General features: G+C 65.9%; 16 protein-coding genes and 1 tRNA gene. 9 read left to right on the forward strand and 8 right to left on the reverse strand.

What is annotated here, in order from left to right; genetic code table 11:
* Positions 1-95: 95 nt before the first annotated feature.
* Positions 96-719, reverse strand: a complete 624-nt coding sequence (rdfA, locus tag NO931_RS19605) for a rod-determining factor RdfA (RefSeq protein WP_256394061.1) — start codon at positions 717-719, stop codon at positions 96-98.
* A 399-nt stretch (positions 720-1118) separates the two neighbouring features.
* On the opposite strand from rdfA, the gene NO931_RS19610 reads away from it, so the two are divergent.
* Positions 1119-1397 carry a HalOD1 output domain-containing protein gene (locus tag NO931_RS19610; RefSeq protein ID WP_256394062.1) on the forward strand — a complete coding sequence of 93 codons (279 nt, stop codon included), beginning with the start codon at positions 1119-1121 and terminating at the stop codon, positions 1395-1397.
* A 399-nt stretch (positions 1398-1796) separates the two neighbouring features.
* On the opposite strand, the gene NO931_RS19615 is transcribed toward NO931_RS19610, so the two are convergent.
* Both NO931_RS19615 and NO931_RS19620 read right to left on the reverse strand, forming a co-directional pair.
* On the reverse strand, positions 1797-2165 hold the full coding sequence (locus NO931_RS19615; protein ID WP_256394063.1) for a hypothetical protein: 369 nt from the start codon (positions 2163-2165) through the stop codon (positions 1797-1799).
* Positions 2166-2210: 45 nt separating this feature from the next.
* Positions 2211-2489, reverse strand: coding sequence for a winged helix-turn-helix domain-containing protein (locus NO931_RS19620; protein ID WP_097009718.1), 279 nt, complete (start codon positions 2487-2489; stop codon positions 2211-2213).
* Between the two features lie 529 nt (positions 2490-3018).
* Between NO931_RS19620 and NO931_RS19625 the strand changes: the two genes are divergently transcribed.
* Entirely contained in the window at positions 3019-4050 is a 1032-nt protein-coding gene (locus NO931_RS19625) for a DUF1616 domain-containing protein (protein ID WP_256394064.1), read from the forward strand.
* 325 nt (positions 4051-4375) lie between these two features.
* Here NO931_RS19625 and NO931_RS19630 read toward each other — a convergent pair whose 3' ends face one another.
* A complete protein-coding gene (locus tag NO931_RS19630; RefSeq protein ID WP_256394065.1) occupies positions 4376-4879 on the reverse strand; it encodes a DUF7344 domain-containing protein in 504 nt (167 codons plus the stop codon).
* 479 nt (positions 4880-5358) lie between these two features.
* Here NO931_RS19630 and NO931_RS19635 point away from each other — a divergent pair, with 479 nt between their 5' ends.
* Genes NO931_RS19635 through NO931_RS19645 form a run of 3 tightly spaced genes read left to right on the forward strand, consistent with a single transcriptional unit; the run spans position 5359 to position 8814 of the window.
* Positions 5359-6447, forward strand: a complete 1089-nt coding sequence (locus tag NO931_RS19635) for a DegT/DnrJ/EryC1/StrS family aminotransferase (RefSeq protein ID WP_256394066.1) — start codon at positions 5359-5361, stop codon at positions 6445-6447.
* Positions 6448-6451: 4 nt separating this feature from the next.
* Positions 6452-7426, forward strand: coding sequence for a Gfo/Idh/MocA family protein (locus NO931_RS19640; RefSeq protein ID WP_256394067.1), 975 nt, complete (start codon positions 6452-6454; stop codon positions 7424-7426).
* Entirely contained in the window at positions 7423-8814 is a 1392-nt protein-coding gene (locus NO931_RS19645; protein WP_256394068.1) for a nucleotide sugar dehydrogenase, read from the forward strand. Before NO931_RS19640 ends, NO931_RS19645 begins: the two co-directional genes overlap by 4 nt.
* A gap of 211 nt (positions 8815-9025) precedes the next feature.
* Here NO931_RS19645 and NO931_RS19650 read toward each other — a convergent pair whose 3' ends face one another.
* The gene (locus tag NO931_RS19650; protein ID WP_256394069.1) at positions 9026-10156 is read right to left on the reverse strand and encodes a CARDB domain-containing protein; all 1131 of its coding nucleotides are present in this window, start codon (positions 10154-10156) and stop codon (positions 9026-9028) included.
* Between the two features lie 375 nt (positions 10157-10531).
* On the opposite strand from NO931_RS19650, the gene NO931_RS19655 reads away from it, so the two are divergent.
* The 4 genes from NO931_RS19655 (at position 10532) to NO931_RS19670 (ending at position 14775) form a co-directional block, all read left to right on the forward strand.
* Positions 10532-11578 (forward strand): glycosyltransferase family 2 protein, encoded by a 1047-nt coding sequence (locus NO931_RS19655; protein WP_256394070.1) that lies wholly within the window; start codon positions 10532-10534, stop codon positions 11576-11578.
* Positions 11579-11750: 172 nt separating this feature from the next.
* Positions 11751-11830 (forward strand) — tRNA-OTHER (locus tag NO931_RS19660).
* Positions 11831-12733: 903 nt separating this feature from the next.
* Entirely contained in the window at positions 12734-13624 is an 891-nt protein-coding gene (locus NO931_RS19665; protein WP_256394071.1) for a polysaccharide deacetylase family protein, read from the forward strand.
* Positions 13625-13710: 86 nt separating this feature from the next.
* Positions 13711-14775: a DUF354 domain-containing protein gene (locus tag NO931_RS19670; RefSeq protein ID WP_375142089.1), complete on the forward strand. Its 1065-nt coding sequence runs from the start codon at positions 13711-13713 to the stop codon at positions 14773-14775.
* Between the two features lie 45 nt (positions 14776-14820).
* On the opposite strand, the gene NO931_RS19675 is transcribed toward NO931_RS19670, so the two are convergent.
* The 3 genes from NO931_RS19675 to NO931_RS19685 all read right to left on the reverse strand — a co-directional run bounded on the left by NO931_RS19675 (position 14821) and on the right by NO931_RS19685 (position 18744).
* A complete protein-coding gene (locus NO931_RS19675) occupies positions 14821-15774 on the reverse strand; it encodes an NAD-dependent epimerase/dehydratase family protein (protein WP_256394073.1) in 954 nt (317 codons plus the stop codon).
* A 126-nt stretch (positions 15775-15900) separates the two neighbouring features.
* Positions 15901-17736, reverse strand: a complete 1836-nt coding sequence (locus NO931_RS19680) for a hypothetical protein (RefSeq protein ID WP_256394074.1) — start codon at positions 17734-17736, stop codon at positions 15901-15903.
* A 72-nt stretch (positions 17737-17808) separates the two neighbouring features.
* A complete protein-coding gene (locus tag NO931_RS19685; protein ID WP_375142090.1) occupies positions 17809-18744 on the reverse strand; it encodes a glycosyltransferase family 4 protein in 936 nt (311 codons plus the stop codon).
* Between the last annotated feature and the right edge of the window lie 147 nt (positions 18745-18891).

The following is an 18891-nucleotide window of genomic DNA, read 5'->3' on the forward strand; positions in this document are numbered from 1 at the left end:
TGCTTTAGTACTCTCCCCCGGTTTCGACCGTCATGGGTTACAATCATACGCGTGTAAATCCCGGCGCGGCGACTGCAGATCCACGGGCGCGACACTCACGCTCCGGCGCAGTCGCACCCCTCCGCGTCGAGCAGTTCGCCGACCGTGTAGTGGCCGCCGCAGTCTTCACAGACGACCGTCACGTCGACCAGGACGCTGTACTCGCCGACCGACAGCGCGTCGGCACCGTCGAGCCGGCCGATCGTGTCGTCGGTCACCGCGACGGTGCGGTTCTGCAGGGCTCGGAGCGTGTCGCGCGCGTTCTCGACCCGCTCGGCGTCGTCCGGTTCTTCCATCGAGGCTTCGAGGCAGTCGGTGAGGTGCGTGTGGACGGTCTGGTGGGAGACGAAGTCGCGCTCGACCTGCTCGATCGGCACCGAAGCGTGTTCGAGTTCGCGGCGAGTTTCGGTCCGGCTCCCGCTGCTGACGTCGTCGTCGGTGAGGATCCGATAGACGTTCTCGACCTCCCCGTCCCTGTACTCCATACCCGCCTGATCCATCGCCGCTCGCAGGGTTCTGCGGTCGACCTCGCTGGCGAGCTTCCGGAGGCTGCGCCGTTCGCCGTCGGCGCCGGTCCATTCCGCTACGAGGTCGTCGTTCAACTCGTCGAGATCGTACCGATCGACGATCCGTCCGACCTTGCAGTTACAGCCCTCGTCGGTGTCGTCGTGTTCGCTCACGACCGTTGCTACGGGCGGTCGGCTCAAAACTGTTTATCCTCGTCGTCAGTCTTCAGGAGGGGCGAGTGACGGTGGTACGCTGACGCTACCGAGCGCTCGAGCGAGCCTGAACGACGCCGAGCGACTCGACGGAGCCCGCCGAGACCGGACGCATAGCGGCGCGAGCGTCGGTACGCCGTTGCTATACTCCGGTAGCCTACACGTACCACCACCAATTTTGCAGTCGTAAGACGCTCTCGCGGCGCCTGACGAGCGAAGAGCGACACGATTATTATGCCCGCCGCGAGGACATACGTCCGACGTTGACCATCGATCTTCCCTATGAATAGCAACACAAGCTTGCGTTTGACGACCGACGACGAGAAGACGACTGTACCGACCGCAACGACCCAATCGGCCATGTCCGATGTCCCGGCCAGCACTCACCGAACGCGCCACGAGTTCACGGGCGAGCGGCGACTGAGCACCAGCGTGGTCCAAGCCGTCGCGACCACGCTCGGGACGGATCCGATGTCGCTCAACGAACGCCTGTACGACGTGCTGGACCCCGACGCACTCGACCGTCTGTTCGGCGGCGACAGCGGGACAGCGGGCCCGCGAACGCTCGAATTCGAGCTGGCTGGCTGTTCGGTGACCATCCACGGCGACGGGCGGATCGTCGTCCGACGCTCGCCCTGAAGCGGTGTGAGGCCGGCGTCACGTCGTTCCTGACGACGGAGAGTCAGCCAACCCTACGCATCGGACGGGCGCTGATTCGGACGTAAGCACAGCCACGGCGATATTTGGCGGTCGTTTCACCGAAGTAATCAAAGGAAAACTACAGGTCCCGATACTAATTTATACTGCTAAGTTGAAGCTACGATCTCATGACAGGATGGCTGTCCGACAGCGATCGCGAGCGGATCGAAGAGTTCGCGGAAACGCCGAAGTACAAGCGGAGCCCGGAGATGCTCGCTCCGGAGTCAGACGAAGACGACGAGGAGTGACGGACAGTCGGTAGGTCCGGTCGACCGCGACCCCGCGCGTTCGCGACGCGATCGCGTCGTCCTCGCTGCCGCGCAGGCCTCCTCGCCGTGCCTAGACCGATTCCTTCTTCCAGTAGACCGGTGGACGTTGAACAGCTTTGTAGCCAGCCACGGCGCTCTGGCGGCTGCGCGCGAACTGTGAGATCACTATCGTCGATACGCTCATCGCGGCGCCGACCGCTCGCGCGGCGCCAACGCGCGGCACGCTATGCTGGGCATCGACGTTCGATGCGTGCGCCGTGGCACCAACGCTCGATACGTGCGCTGTGGCATCGCTGCGCAGCGTTAAAATACTCGACCCGACCGCATAGTGGTCGTCCGTCCAGTTGGGACGATCGCGCGACGAACGGCGCGCGGTCGCCCGACGAACGTCGACACCGCCCTCAGTCGTCGAATCTGTGCCCCCGACGGGGGGATCCATTCGGACACCACGCCGTGTCGTTCGCGTGCCGGTTTGCCCGCGAAGTCACTCGACCATGTTTTCGGCCTGAATCTGCTGCCAGATCTCCTCGCCGGGCTCCGTAATGCCGTACACCCGTCCCTTCTTGCGGTCCTCCGACACCAGAAGCTCGACGAGCTCACGCTCTCGCAGGCTGCTCAGCGCCCGCGAGATGTGCGCGATGCCGGCGCCGGAGTCGGTCGCGATCTGCGTCGGCGTCGCCGGTCCCTCCGAGAGCCGCCGCAGCACCTCCACCCTGTACCTCGAACTAATGACGAACCCGATCTCGTCCCACTCATCGTTCATTGTATCACTCGCTTGTTTCCTTTTGGTATTGGCAAACGGCTTAATACATGTCTATCGTCGAAACGGAATTCCCCAATCGATCATACTTTAAGCTACGAAAAACTGTGACGACTGCGTGTATCGTCTAGAGTATGTTCGTTTTACCTCGGTCTGAAGATAGATACTCACCACTCCGTACGTCTGGTCCGGTGTAGTTGATAGCCGACTGACGATACGTGCCGTCACGGAGGGTGTGGTTGCGTTTGCCACGGTTCGTGCGCGGTCCGGTATCGCCATCCGTTCCGAATGCACGCCGTGAGCACAGCCGACGAGCACGTCACGATGACGATCGGGGTGCCGCCCGACTGTAGGCGTCTGATCGAGATTTCGGCCCGATCGACTCGACCGGATCGTTCGGGACGGCTAAGGACGCTATTACAATGCGTTTGACCGGTCAGTTGCTCGGACGAGTGACCCGAATGACGATTTCTGCCATCGAGACGCTCGCACGCGCGCCGCGCGATGACTGTCCCGCTGCCCCGTCCGGGCGATGACCCACGGCGACGTCGAGACGACGTGGCGCACCCGGCTCCGGCGATCCGTCCGCCCGGGCGCGCTGGACGTGATCGCCGTTCTAGGGTACCTGGCGGCGAGTGCCGGCGCGCTGTACGTCCTCGAGGTCGGCGGATCGGTCCGGGCGCTACTCGGTCTCCCGCTGGTCCTATTCCTCCCGGGGTACGCCCTCGTCGCCGCGGCGTTTCCCGGCCATCTCGAGGAATCGGCGATTGGCGACGAGTCGACGGTGGATGGACTGCTGGCCGGCGGCACGCCCGGCTGGTACGAGCGTCTGGCGCTGTCGCTCGCCGGGAGCCTCGCGATACTACCGCTGTTCGGGCTCGCACTCCCCAGCACGCGGTGGGGATTCGAGCCGCGAGCGGTACTCGTCGCGCTGGGAGGGTTCACCGCGCTCGGGATGCTCGTCGCGGTCGTCCGGCGGTGGCGGCTCCCCCGGAGCGAGCGGTTCCGGGCGCCGATCGGCGCCGCGTCGACCGACGCCTACCGCGGGCTGTTCGCGCCGGACACCCGTTTCGACGGGGCGCTGAACGTCGTCTTGATCCTGAGCATGATCGTCGCGCTGAGCGCGGTCGGCTACGCGCTGGTCGCGCCCCAGAGCGGCCCCGCGACGACGCAGTTCGAGTTGCTAACCGAGAACGAGTCCGGCGAGCTCGTCACCTCGAACTATCCCGAAGAGCTCCCCCCAGGCGCCAGCGAGGAGTTGGTCGTCTCGGTCACCAACGGCGCCGACGAGGAGCGCGAGTACATCGTCGTGGTCGAGACGCACCGGGTCGAGGAGACCAATGGATCGCTGGAGGTTCTAGAGGAGTCCGAAATGACACGCCTGGAGACGTCAGTCGACGCCGGCTCAACCGCTCAGATCCGCCACACCGCCGACCCGTCGCTGACCGGCGATACGCTCCGGCTCAACTACTACCTCTACCGGGGCGACGCGCCCGACGACGTCGATGCCGAGAGCGCTGACAAACACCTCTGGATCACCGTCAACGGGACGGCCGGCGGCTGATCACCGGAGCGCTGACCGGCGAACCGCGCCGCCGGTACTCTCGCACGATCGGAACTCCGAGATCGCAGTTAGACGTACCGAGCGCAGTCAGCCTCGACGAGAACGGGCAGATGCTTTATTTATTCGTTCACGCATGCACGGGCAGCTGCGGCATCGCGCTCGCTTCGAGTTCAGTTCCGTTGCTGACGGCACGGCTGTCTCTGCGGCGGCCGACAGATAGTGACGGATGAGCGAGGACGGGCGAAGGATAACGTCTAGCGGTCTCGTAGCACGAGAGTGGCCGTCGGCGTCGCGGCTGGAGGACGCACAGTGCGGCCGAGCGGATTCAGCGCCGTCGGTTGTCGATCAGTTCCGTCGAGATTTCCCCGCCGCTGCGCTGGGTGTCGATCAGGTGAACGATCGCCATCGCCGCGAACGCGACGATGATCAGCAACCCTGCGGTGAATTCGCCCAGGGCGGCGAAGCCGGCGACGCCGAACTCGACTGCGAGATAGAACAGTGCGCTGATCGCGGCCAGTCCGAGATAGTACCGCTGCCACGGGCGGCCGTCTTCCTCTCGTGAGAGATACGCGCTGATGTCGTCGGCCTGGTCGGCGAGTGCCACGACCCCGCGGTCGGAGTCGTACTCGATGATACCGGCGTCCTCCATCTTCGGGACGTGCGTCTGGTACAGTGACACGTACACGCGCTTGCGCTGCTGGCTCGTCAGGTCGTCGACGTCGGTGTCGTTTTCCCAGGCGGCGACCTCGTCGGCCAGCTCGCCGATCTCGACTTCGCCGTCGACCTGGTTGAGGTAGTACAGCACGAACCGTCGCCGAGGACTACTCAACAGATCAAACACTACGTCTTGGGAAAGTACGTCGCGGTCGGGTTGGGACATTAATTACGTGTCATGCTCGGCGCTCGCCTGGTTGCGGTTCCGAACCTCTACAGCATGCTGTCTTTCAATCATTACTTTGTTACATAGTGGCTAAAAAGGACCCGCCCCGATACGGGACCGCCTGACGACCCGCCAGACGAGGCGTGAGAGAGAGTCATACGACAGCCTAAGCGGCGCTCGTGGATACGGGTTTCGCCCGACAGCACGGCGATAAGACGTGTTCTACGCCGGGGGCAACTGGCGCATAACAAAGGTGGCACGTTGATAAGCAGCGGGTAGTCCGAGACGAGTACCGACAACGGATATACCATGCATTCGACATACCTGGCTACTTCGGAGCCACACGACCGACTAGCAACGACCTCGCCGTCCCCTACGGCGACCTCGCCGTCGTGGGGACGGTCCTCCACCGCCGCGGAGGTGACGCCGTGACGACGATACCGATCGCCGACCCGGATCTCGGCGAGGAAGAGCAGCGCCGCGTCAGCGAGGTGATCGACAGCGGCGTCGTCGCGGACGGTCCCACCGTGCGCACCTTCGAGGAGGAGTTCGCGAGCTACTGCGAGGCCGACCACGGCGTCGCCACCTCGAATGGGACGACGGCGCTCCACGCCGCCCTGCACGCACTGGGAATCGGCGAGGGCGACCGCGTGGTGACCTCGCCGTTCTCCTTTGTCGCGAGCGCCAACGCGATCCGGATGACCGGCGCGACGCCGGTGTTCGCGGACATCGACCCGGAGACGTACAACCTCGATCCCGGCGCCGTCGCGGAGACGTTCGAGGCCCACGACGGCGAGGTCGACGCGATCCTGGCAGTCCACCTGTACGGCCTGCCCGCGGACGTCGAGCCGCTGGCCGAGATCGCCGACGAGCACGACGCCGACCTCGTCGAAGACGCCGCGCAGGCACACGGCGCGACCTACCAGGGCCGCCCCGTCGGATCGCTGGGCGACGCCGCCTGCTTCTCCTTTTACCCGACGAAGAACATGACGACCGGGGAGGGCGGGATGATCACGACCGACCGGGCCGACATCGCCGAGCGCGCGGCGCAGTTCATCAACCACGGCCGGGACGGCGCGTACGACCACGCCGAGCTCGGCCACAACTTCCGGATGACCAGCATCGCCGCCGCGATCGGCCGCGCGCAACTGGAGAAGCTCCCGGAGTACGTCGACGCCCGGCGTCGCAACGCCCGCGAACTCACCGACCGGCTCGGCGGCATGTCCGCGGTCGCGCCGCCGTTCGATCCGCCCCACGCCCGCCACGCCTACCACCAGTACACGATCCGCTCGTCGGACCGCGACGGGCTCCGGGAGTACCTGGAGGACTCGGGCATCGACACCGGGGTGTACTACCCGACGCCGATCCACGAACAGCCAGCGTACGAACACGTCGACGCCGACGCGCCGGTGGCCGAGCAGACCGCCGACGAGGTGCTGTCGCTACCGGTCCATCCGAAGTTGTCGGACGACGACGTGCGGACGATCGCGACCATCGTGCAGTCGTACTTCGAGTAATCACATGTCCACGGACCAACTCAGAACGGGCGTTATCGGCGTGGGAAGCATGGGCCGCCACCACGCCAGAGTGTACCGAGAACTGCCGGAAACCGAACTGGTCGGCGTCGCTGACGCCGACGCGGAGGCCGCGCGGGCGGCCGCCGACACCTACGAGACGGCGGCGATGGGGATGGAGGAGCTGCTGGACGCGGTCGACGCGGTGTCGGTCGCCGTCCCGACGCCGTACCACTACGAGACCGCCAGCAAGGCGCTCGATCGCGACACCCACGTGCTCGTCGAGAAGCCGTTCGTCGACTCGCTCGACGCGGGCCGGCGACTCATCGATCGCGCTCGCGAACGCGATCTCACGCTGCAGGTCGGCCACATCGAGCGGTTCAACCCCGCGATCCGGGCGCTGGCCGACATCGTACCCGACCTGAACGTGATCGCCGTCGACGCGCGTCGACTCGGCCCACCGCTGGATCGGGACCTGCAGGCCAGCGCGGTGCTGGACCTGATGATCCACGACCTCGACGTGCTGCTGGCACTGATCGGCGAGGACGCCGCGGTCACCGAGGCCGCCGGTGCAGCGGACGGGCAGTACGTCACCGCGACGGTCGATCTCGACGGCGGCGTCGTCGGGTCGCTAACGGCCAGCCGCGTGACCCAGCAAAAGGTCCGCGAGCTGTCGATCACGGCCGAGGAGTGTCAGGTCCACGTCGACTACATCTCGCGGTCGGTCCAGATCCACCGCCACTCGATTCCCGAGTACATCGAGGAGAACGGCGACGTCCGCTACCGCCACGAGAACATCGTCGAGCACCCCACGGTCGACAACGGCGAACCGCTCAAAAAGGAGCTGTCGGCGTTCGCCGAGGCGATCGAGGAGGGAACCGAACCTGTGGTTACGGGTGAGGACGGGCTCGAAGCGCTGAAGCTGGCCCGCGAGATCGAGGACGAAGCGACCGAGACCAAGCAGGTCACCCCGAGGCAATGAGCGAAGCCGTCTCCAGGCAGACCGGCCGGCGACTCTACGGCAGCGACGCCGCTCCCGAACGGCAGCGCGAGGCGTTCCGCTCCGGCGAAGTACCCGTGGCGGTGTACGGCCTCGGCCGAATCGGTCTCCCGCTGTCGATCGTCTACGCCAGCACGACCGGCGACGTACTCGGCGCCGCGACCGACCGCGACCGCGCCCGCCGGATCGCCGACGGGGAGTGCCCGATCAGCCACGAGCCGCGCCTGGAGTCGCTGCTGCGGACCGCCGTCGGCGCCGACGCGCTCACCGCGACGGCCGACTTCCCGACGGTCGCGGACGCCGCGAGCGTCCACGTCGTCGTCGCCGAGACCGGCATTCGGGACGACGACGCGCCCGACCTCTCGGAGCTCCGGACGATGCTCCGCGACGTGTCCGGCGGGCTCGATCGGGGCGATCTCGTGCTGGTCGAGTCGGCCGTCCCGCCGGGGACCTGCGAGGAGATCGTGCAGCCGATCCTCGAAGCCGGCAGCGACCTCGACGCCGACGAGTTCGGCGTCGCCGCCTGCCCGTCGCGAGCAGCGCCGGGGAGGGCGCTCACCGATCTCCGCGGGAACCATCCGAAGATCGTCGGCGGCGTCGACGCCGAGAGCGCGCGGGCCGCGGCGCTGATCTACGACGAGCTGCGCGTCGGCGACGTCGTGACGGTGCCCGACAGCACGGTCGCCGAGTGCGCGAAGGTGATCGAGAGCGCCTACCGGGACGTCAACGTCGCGCTGGCCAACGAGCTGGCGCGCCTGGCCGAGGAACTGGAAACCGACGTGCGGCGGGCGATCGACGCCGCGAACACCCAGCCCCACTGCCAAGTCCACGAGCCCGGCCCCGGCGCCGGCGGCCACGCGCTGCCGGACCATCCATACTACTTCGTCAACGAGTGCGCGACCGAGACGCCGCTGCTGTCGGCCGCCCGGGAACGCAACGAGGCGATGCCGGAGTTCACCGCGCGGACGCTCGTCCGCGAGCTCGCGGCCGCCGACACGCACGTCGAGGACGCCGTCGTCGTCCTATTTGGGCTGTCGTACCGCCGCTCCGTCGCCGATTCCCGGAAGTCGCCCGCGGTAGCACTCGGCGAGGCACTGGACCGGTTCGGCGCGACCGTCGTCGGCGTCGACCCGCTGCTCGACGACTTCTCGGCGTTCGACGACGTCTACCTCGCCGACCTCGACCACGTCGCCGAGATGGACGTCGACGCCGCGGTGCTGGTGACCGACCACGACGAGTTCGGGCAGTTCGACTGGGGAACGTTCGACGACCCGATCGTCCTCCTAGACGGCCGCGACGCGCTCGATCCCGACGCAGACGACGCGCTCGACGAGCACCGCGTCTACACGATCGGTCGCGGCGGCGACTGACCGATCAGATCGAGTGCGGCCACTGGCCGATCATCGCTTTTTCTACGGATCGACGTCGAAGCGGCTGAAGAACGAGGTATCGTAGTACGCGGGCAGTCGCCTGCGCGTCGTCTGATCGTATCGAAGAAAGTCGGCGACTCCGTATCCGAAGAAAGATTCTCGGCGCCGAGCCGGCGGTGGGAGGAGCTCACCGGACCGGCGAACGGTTATGTTACCGACGCCGACGGAGTCCGATCGCGGTAGCGCCCGCGACGGCCGCAAGCGCGGCGGCGACGCCGAAGCCGGGCAGCACATCGTCGCCCAATCCCCCGCCGCCTTCAGCAACCTCGACGGTCGCGGTCGTGTTGGCGACCGCGATCTCGTAGGACCCTTCCTCGTCGAACGTCGTCTCGACGGAGATGTCCTGGCTCTCGCCGCCGTCGAGTTCGACCTCGCGAGTGTCGAGGACCTCGCCGTCGGCCGTGATCTCGACGGTGAACGTCCCGGCCTGCACGCCGCTGTTTTGGACCGTGGCCTGAACGTCGACCGTCTCGCCGGGCGAGGGGTTCGACGGCGAGGTCGTCACGGACTCGGCCGTGAGCTCGGCGCAGCCGCCGGCCGTGACCGTCACTTCCTCGGTCATGCTCTCGAGCGACGTCCGGTTGTACTCGCCGCCTTCGGCCGAAACGACCTCCCACTCGGTGATGTCGCCCTCGTACTCGCGGAAGTCAGCTCGGTCGTTGAAGTACGGCGTGACCGTCACGTCCTCGCCGAAGCCGCGGATCGCGCCGCCGTCGTTCCGGCTGCCGGTGTAGGCCCACGTCGCGCGGGCGGCGGTTCCCGAGTGGCTCCACTCGTCGAGATTGCCGCCGGGACGGGTCCCGTTGTAGACGTCGTCTTGGACGGCCCACTCGCTGTTCTCGTCGAGGCCGTCGAACTGCATCGTCACGGCGCCGCCGTCGGAATCGTCGCCGACTCGTTCGTGGATGACGACGAGGCTGGTCCCCTCGCTGCCCTCGTAGACGAACATCGTCGTCGTGTCGCCGCGCTGGAGCTCTCGGGTGCCGTAGGAGCTGTAGACGTTGTTCGGCCCGTCGTGGGTTTCGGGGTTCCGATAGTCGTAGAACTCTTCGACGGTCTGGGAGCCGTTTCCGAGCGCCTGGAGGGTGATACACCGATCGCCCTGCGTCACCGCGTACGTCTGGGAATTGCCCTCTTGAAGCGCTGCCGCTCCATCCTGTTGTGGATGGACCGACGCGTGAGCGTCGGCGTCGTCCGCCACGGGGAGGGCGGCGACGCTGCCGGCGCTCAGGGCGACCGCACAGACGATACACAGTAGCACAGCCGTGGTACCTTTTCGCATGAGTCAGTTCCTCGCCACCGGGTTACACGGCGACGTTGCCAGATCCTACCGAGGTTTCGGGCTTAGTAATAGAGCGTCCAAAATCGGGTGAGAGCTGCTAGGGTGCGTTTGATACGGACGGCAATTACCGGTGTAGACGCCCGATATTGCGGGACGGCCGCCAGTAGCGCGTCGCGGCCAGCCGACCGCCCGGTCTCCGCGACACCCAGTCGATCGCGAGGCGTCGACAGTCGTCGAACCGCCGCCGGAGAGACAAGCGACCAATAACAATGGGGCGCTCCCGCTACTGTCCTGACGAGCCAATGGAGCACTTCTCGCCAGTGACTGTTCGCGGTGCGGAACGAACCGGGCTATCGATCCCGGGAGGGACCAATCATGTACCGCGGGCGTAGCGTCGCGATCGTTATCCCGGCGTACAACGAGGAAGGGTTCGTCGGGGACGTGATCGAGACGGTTCCCGACTACACCGACCGTGTGTACGTCGTCGACGACTGCTCGACCGACGGTACCTGGGAGGAGATCCGGCGACACGCCCGACGGGTCAACGAGTCAGCGTCGATCGCCGTGACCGACGCGGGCGAGGCCAGCGAAGCGAACCGCGCCTCGTCCGGTCGGCGATCGGACGGCGGCGTCCAGACCGATCGGCGCGTCGTCCCGATCCAGCACGAAGAGAACCGTGGCGTCGGCGGCGCGATCAAGACCGGCTACGAGCGCGCCCGTGAGGACGAGATCGAGATCACGGCGGTGATGGGCGGCGACGGCCAGATGGACCCCGAACTCCTCGATCGCCTGCTCGATCCGATCGTCGAGGACCGGGCGGACTACGTCAAGGGCAACCGATTGCTCGACCCCGACGACCGCGAGGAGATGCCGACGTTCCGACTGATCGGCAACGGCATCCTCTCGGTACTGACCAAGATCGCCAGCGGCTACTGGAAGCTCGGCGATCCCCAGAACGGCTACACCGCGATCTCGCTGGACGCCCTGGAGGCAGCGCCGATCGAGGACATGTACGAGTACTACGGCTACTGCAACGACCTCATGGTCAAGCTCAACGCCTACGAGCTGCGCGTGGCCGACGTGCCGGTGCCGAGCCGGTACGACGACGAGGAGAGCCACATCAGCTACCGCGAGTACATCCCGAAGGTGTCGGGCATGCTGCTCTCGAACTTCCTGTGGCGCCTCCGGGTGAAATATCTCGCGCGGGACTTCAACCCGGTCGTGTTCCTGTACGCGCTCGGCGCCGCCGGCAGCCTCGCCGGGCTCGCCCGGTCGCTGCGGAACGTCGCGCCGGTCGGCGACGGCGACGAGCCGCGCCCGAGCGGCCTTCCGGTCGTACTGCTCGGCGCGCTGTCGCTCGTGCTCGCGATGATCTTCGATATGCGTGCGAACGAAGACCTCGAAGAGCGCGAGTTCGAGTAGCCCGGTTCGGGTATCGGTCGGTCCGGTCGTCCGTCCGGGTTGTTTCGTTCAATCGACCGGTAATTGTCGGCTACTACCCGAGTATACGCCCTATAACAATGGGGAAAGCCGGCGTACGAACTGTTGGCGTCAGTGCCCCTGGCCCACTGCACCGCTGACCCACACACTCTTTGGAAGGGTAGCTTAGTGGCAGAGCACCACCTTCGGGTGGAAGCCTCACGGCTTCGCGTGGTTCAAATCCCGCCCCTTCCGCTCACCAGAACTATTCTGCGAGGCGTTTCATCGCCGAGCAACTGCTGTTCCGGTGAGCGGTCGACGGGGGATTTGAACCAGGGAGTAAGAAGTGAGCGAGCGCTAGCGAGCGAACGGGAACGACCGTGGTTCAAATTCCGATCGACGCCGTCGATCGGCGTTCGCTCACTCCCGCCCCTTCCGATTCTCGATTCACGTCACAACCCCCGTTTCCGCAATTCGATTTTGGCGATCCGTGCCGACGCAGTACAGCGGATTTATGCGGACGCACCCGGGGGAGTCAATGAGCGTAGATAGATTGCTTGGTAGTTACGACAACCACACAGACACACCACCGTTTCCGGAGTCTTTAGACGACTCTGACCCTCGTTGTAAGTGTTCTACCACTTCCAAAATTACTCGATGTTAGAGCATCTGACGGCGATAAACACTTGCAACTCGGGGTGTGAAGAAGCCGAACACCCCAGAAATTGAGGGAGACATACCTATGTCGTGTTTGTAAATTCATCATATCAGGAGTGATAGACGCTCTTCTCCCAATTCTCGTGTGAAGTGCACAGTTATTGGCATCGATCTCGGAACTAGCACCGCATCAGGCATCTCTAGCTCTATTGCCCAAATATCGGCGTTAGAGGCGCTTAGGGTTGAGAAAACACTTACAATCTGGGGGGTAGGTCCTCTCAATGACTTAGGAGACGGTGGTGTGGTGGTATCCCCGTTTTGATGCTCCAAGCATTACGCCGCGCCAAGAACACATGAAGTCGTGGGGTGGGGGAGCAGAAAATAGAATACAACCGATTCGCTGAGTAAGCACCGCACTCTATCGCCTAACACCCGTTTACTCCCCGAGACGTCCGGATAGGAATCTGATTACTAACACCGAACAACGCCTTCGATTCTACAATGATCGACACGAACCGGGATTTCACCTTCGAAACCTACGGGGAACTCCTCGACGCCGGCCTTGAGTCGGGGTACGAGTTCCCCACGGTCAGAGAGTACCTCGCGACAGACGACGAGGAGCTCCCGGAACAGTTCATTATTCTCCGCCACGACGTCGACCGGAAGCCCGAGAACGCCCTGGCGATGGCTCGTCTCGAAGCGACGCGAGGCGTGTCGAGCACCTACTACGTCCGGACGATCGACAAGACGTTCCAACCAGGGCTGATCCGGAGAATCGAGGAGTTGGGCCACGAAGTTGGCTACCACTACGAGGACATGGATCGTGCCGACGGCGACGTCGCCGCGGCCCACGAGTCGTTCAGCGCCGAACTCGCCCGGATGCGGGCGCTCGTCTCCGTCGACACGGTCTGCATGCACGGCAACCCGCTGACCGCCTATGACAACCGGGACATGTGGGACACCGCGGCGACGGAGGGCGGGACGGCCGCTGACGGGGGCGTGCTGACGAACGGCGTCGCGGCGTCGGAGGGCACCGTGACCGAACCTCGAAGCGCCGGGACGCCGACGTTCGATGACTACGACCTGCTCGGCGAGGCGTACCTCTCGATGGACTTCGAGGACGTGACGTACTTCTCCGACACGGGGCGGACCTGGCGGGACGGCGCGCTGAAGATCAAGGACCACACGATGGGCGATGGTGACAAGCGGATCCAGGTTGGGACGACCGAAGAGCTGGCTGCGCTGTTGCGTTCGGGCGATATCGACCGGTTCTGTGCGCTCACCCATCCCAATCGGTGGGCTCGAACGTCCAGAGAGTGGGCGATCGAATCGGCCAAGGACTACGCGATCAACGTCGCCAAGCGCGGGATCAATCTGGTCGACAGAGCATGATCGGACAGCACTACGACGACCGCGATCGCGGCGGCGCCGGATCTCGAACGCAGTCGGGCGTCGACACCAGCGCGGACGCCACGACACTGGACGTGATCGTCACGATCCAGCACCCGGCGCACGTCCACTTCTTCCGGAACGCGATCGCGGAGTTAGAGCACCGGGGCCACGACGTCCACGTGTTCGCCCGCGAGAAAGACATCGCGATCGACCTGCTGGCGGCCTACGGGATCGACCACGAGGTCATCGCCGGTCGGGCGTCGAGCCTCCCCGGGAAGGCGGCCGTCCAGCTGGCCTACGAGTGGCGGCTGTTCCGCCGCGCTCGCGATATCGGCCCCGACGTGATGATGGCCATCGGCGAGCCCGGTGTCGTCCACGTCTCCGCGGCGCTGGGCTGCCGGGACATCGTCTTCACCGACACCGAGCACGCGACCTACCGAAAGCGGTTCGTCTACCCGCTGGCCGATCGGGTCTGTAGCCCGGAGTTCTACCAGGACGACATCGGCGAGAACCACGTCAAGTATCCGGGCTACCACGAGCTCGCGTACCTCCATCCCGACCGGTTCGAACCGGACCCCTCGATCGCCGAGGAGATCGATCTCGCGCCGGACGAGCAGCTCGTCGTGATGCGGCTAGTCTCGTGGGAGGCCGCCCACGACATCGGCGACGAGGGGATCGACGACATCGGCGACGCGGTCGAACGCCTCGAAGCCGAGGGCGCACGGGTGATCATCACGGCCGAGGGCGATCTCCCGCCCGAGATAGCCGATCGCGAGCTGTCGGTCGCCCCCGAGCGGATCCACGACCTACTGTATCGGGCCGACCTCTTCGTCGGCGAGAGCGCGACGATGGCGACCGAGAGCGCGGTGCTGGGGACGCCAGCGATCCTCGTCTCGACGATCGAGGGGATGGGGAACGTCCACGAACTGCGCGACGAGTACGGGCTGGTGTTCAGCTACGCCGACGGACGCCGCCACGAGCGGGCGATTCAGAAGGCGATCTCGATTCTCGACGGCGAGGAGGACTGGTCGGAACGGCGCCGCGAGTTGTTGGCCGACAAGATCGACACGACGACGTTCGTCACCGCGCTCGTCGAGGACGACGCCGCGAGCGTCGACGTGTTTCAGAATCCCGCGCTGCTCGAGCAGTGAGTCCGTCCGGTCCGCGAGCTACTCTAAGTCTGGCCAGTCTGTGAGCTACTCCACCAGCGTCCGCAGTCCGTCCTCCAACGAGACGGTCGCCTCGAAACCGAGTTCTTCACGCGCGCGAGTCACATCTGCCCGGCTGTGGCGCACGTCGGCGGCCCTGGGGTCGGTGTGAACGATTTCGGAGTCCGAGCCGACAGCGTCGCGGATCGCCTCGGCGAGCCGGCGGATCGACGTGCTCTGGCCGGTTCCGACGTTGAACGCCCGTCCCGTCTCGTCGGTCGTCGCCGCGGCCAGATTCGCTTGCACGACATCGGAGACGTGGACGAAGTCGCGGGTCTGCTCGCCGTCGCCGTGGACCGTGATCGGCTCGCCGGCGCGGGCCTGGTCCAGAAACGCTTTGACGACGCCGCTGTAGTCGCCGCCGGCCTGCCGGGGGCCGTAGATGTTGAAGTACCGCAGCGGAACGACGTCGACGTCGTAGAGGTCGTCGTAGGTGCGGGCGTAGTGGTCGATCGCCAGCTTGTCGACCGCGTAGGGCGAGGTCGGCGTCGTGGCGTCGGTCTCGCTGACCGGCACCGAATCGGGGTCGCCGTAGATGGCGCAACTGGAGGCCAGCACGACGCGGGCGTCCTCCTCGCGCGCGCGGTCCAGTAAGTTGACAGTCGCCGCGACGTTGGTATCGTGGCTCTCGGCGGGCACCTCGACCGAGCGGTCGACGCTGACCAGTCCGGCCTCGTGGAAGACGACGTCGACGTCCGACATCGCCCACCCGAGCACGTCCCGATCGCGGACGTCGCCCTCGATCAGTTCGACGCCCGGCGGAACGTGTTCGGCGCGGCCGGCCGAGAGATCGTCGAGCACTCGGACCTCGTTGTCGTCGACGAGCGTCTCGACCAGGTGGCTACCGACGAACCCCGCACCGCCGGTCACCAGTACAGTTCGTCCCGACAGCTCCGGGGCGCCGCCGACGCCGCGGCGCCGACGGCCGTGTCGCTGGACCATGCTCGTCCGGCACCACCTCCAGCGCGGGCTTTGTTATGGACACGTTGCGCAGACTCGTCAGTACAGATTCGGTAGAAAAAAGCGCCTACTCGACACCGATACGAATCGGACCGACAGTCAGCGCGCTCAGCCGCCGACGCTGGCGTTCGGATCGACGTGGTACAGTGCGAACTGATCGTTGGCTTGCACCCGGTCGATCTCGACCTCGCGTTCGAGCTGTTCGAAGCCGGACTCGTTGTACCGGAACCCCTCGTAGAGGCCGGTCTCGCGCTCGACGTCGGCCTCCGTCACCGGCACGTACGTCGGCCCGTCGAACGCGGATTCGAGGGTCCCGTTCCGGAAGTCACCCTGCGGAACGACGCTGCGCCGCCAGGGGAACTGCTCGGCCGCCCGCGTCGTCGTCCCGTAGTGGAGATCGACGAATCGGCGAGGGCCCGACCGGATGCCGGCGAACGCCGTCGACTCGTTGCGGTGCTCCAGCGCGGCCGTGTACCCGTCGACCTCGGCCTCGGTCACCTGGCTGTTGGGCTGGTAGATGTAGGGCGACGGGTGGAATGCCACCGCCTGCAACACCAGAAACGCCACGAACGCGACCGCGAGAGCGCCGGAGAGAACGCTTCGACCGCGCACGTCGCGAAGGCGATCGATCCCGACGGTCAGCGCGACTGCGCCGAGGATCGTCACGATCGCCATCAGGAACCCGTGGTACCGGAAGTACTGGGTCTTGGCGTTGGCCAGCAGAAAGACCACGAAGAACCCGGCAGCGGGGACGCCGGTCAGAACCAGATACTCGAGGTACGCCGTACCGTCGTCGTCGATCCGTCCGACGCCGCCGGCCAGCACCGCGACGGCCAGCACCGCCGCGAGCACCGCGTACACCAGGCTGACGCCGAACAGCTTGACGAACATCTCCTCCAAGCTGCCGCCCAACAGCGTCAGCGAACTCGCTCGACTGGCGACCGCGCCGCCCGGTTGCGTCGACGATAGCAACCCGGACACGATTGCCACCACCGCCGTGTACACTCGTTCGAGGCGCGCCGACCACAGCAGGAAGACCAGCGCGAAAATCCCCGTCTGGGCGTACAGCCGGCGGTGCGCTGCGATCGGATGATCGCGACCGAGACGCCGGTAGAGGTACTGGAACATCGCGATCAGGACGAACGCGCCGAGCAGGTTCACCGCCTGCTGGGGATGGAGCAAGACGACCGCAGTCGTCGAGAGCGCCAGTAGCAGGCCGACGCCGGTGACGTTCCCGACCAGCCGCCGGTGGTCGCCGCGGTCGCTCGCGTACCCCATCGCGAGGTAGAGCACGACCGGCGCGAACATGATCGCCTGCGTCGTCGGATACGCGACCGCGTGGGTCCCGAGATTGTTGATCGGCATCAACAGCAGCGCGGAGACTGCGCCGACGGCGATCGCCGGCCCCGTATCCGCGATCGCGGCGACGCACAGCGGGACGAACAGCAAGAACACGAGGAAGAAGACGGCGACGGTCAGCATCATCGCCAGCCGGAGTTCGATCCCCGTCGCGTTCGACAGCAGCACCGAAATCGAGTGGATCGCCGGGTAGCGCATCCCGACAGGGTGCAACGCGCCGACATCGAACATCCGCGCCCAGCCGAGGTGGCTCAACGGGTCGCCCTTGCCGTAGAAGTAGTAGCCCCGCAGGATCGGCAGCGCGGCGACCGAAAGCGCGCTGGCGCCCGCGAGCAGCGTCGCTCCCTGCCCGATTCGGCGAGTTCCGGGCCCGCGGACGGCGATGCCGACGCCGATCAGCGCCGCGACGCCGACGCCGCCCCAGAACAGCAGCGGCGTCGCCTCGTAGATCGACAGCTCGTAGCTCTGTGCCGGCGAGCGGTGGGCCGCGATCACGGCGGTCGTCAGCGCGACGAAGCCGACCAGCAGCGCGATGCGCGCTCGGCGCGTTCCGTGGGACTCGGTGCGATCCGTGTCAGTACTCATGGTGGGTCAGTTGGCATCGGTCGCATCCGCGTTCGGCTCGGGTCAGTCGCTTTTGTTCGAGCTTGAGGCCGATCACGACTCGACGACGTCGCGGTACACGTCCCTGATCTGTTCGCCCATGCGCTCGACGCTCAGTTCGCGGACGACCTCCCGGCCGTTCGATTCGGCGCCAGCGTCGAGGATCGACACCAGGCAGTCGACCAGTTCGGCGTCGTCAAGTCCGACGAAGGAGTGACGAACCCCCGAGAGCCGCTGGCGGACGTCACCGACGTCGGTCGAGACGACCGGCAGGTTGCAGGCCAGCGCCTCCTTGACGGAGTTGGGCGATCCCTCCCGATCGGACGTGAGCAACAGCGCGTCGGCAGCGTTCATGTACGTCGGCATCCGGTCGTGGGGGACGCCGGAGACGAACTGCAACTCGACAGGCGTTCCCAGACGCTCGCGGACGGCCGCGACGACTCGCTCGGCCCGGGCGGGGTTCTTGATCGCCTTCGAGCGCGCGTAGGGGAACAGCACGTGGAGCGCGTCGGAGTCCCAACCGAGTTCCTCCTGCGCGGCGCGCTGGGGCTGGGGCGCGAACTTGTCGAGGTCGACGCCGTGGGGAATGACGTGACAGTCACGACCCAGTGCATCGGCCATGTGGTCGCTCATGACGATCACCTCGTCGCTCCGACGAGCGCAGAGCTTGCTGACCGGGCCGTAGGTTCCCAGCAAGTCCGATCCCCACAGCGAGAGCACGACCGGGAGGTTCGGCTGAAGCACCGCCGCCGGCCCGGTCAACCCGTAGTTGGCGTGGATCAAGTCGAAGTCCTCGAACGATCGCAGCAACGTCTGCGGGTAGAACCGGACGTAGTCGCCAAGCGACCGACCGTCGACGCCGCTCGTGCCGTGCTCGCGATCACTGGGAACCGCGAGCGTCGTACAGGAGACGCCCTGTGCTTCCAGCACCGACACCTGTTGCTTGTAGAACCGAGCCTCGTCGTTCGTCACGAGATTCAGCACACGCAGGGGTTCGTCGGCGCTCGTCCCGACGCCACCGTCATCCGTCATTACGTCACCGTCGTCGTCCGTCGTCGCGTCATCGTCCTGAGATTGTACTTCGGCGTCCGGACGCACTTGCGGCGACCGATCGCCCGTCACGACGGCATCGGACGG

The sequence above is a fragment of the Natronoarchaeum rubrum genome, assembly GCF_024494695.1.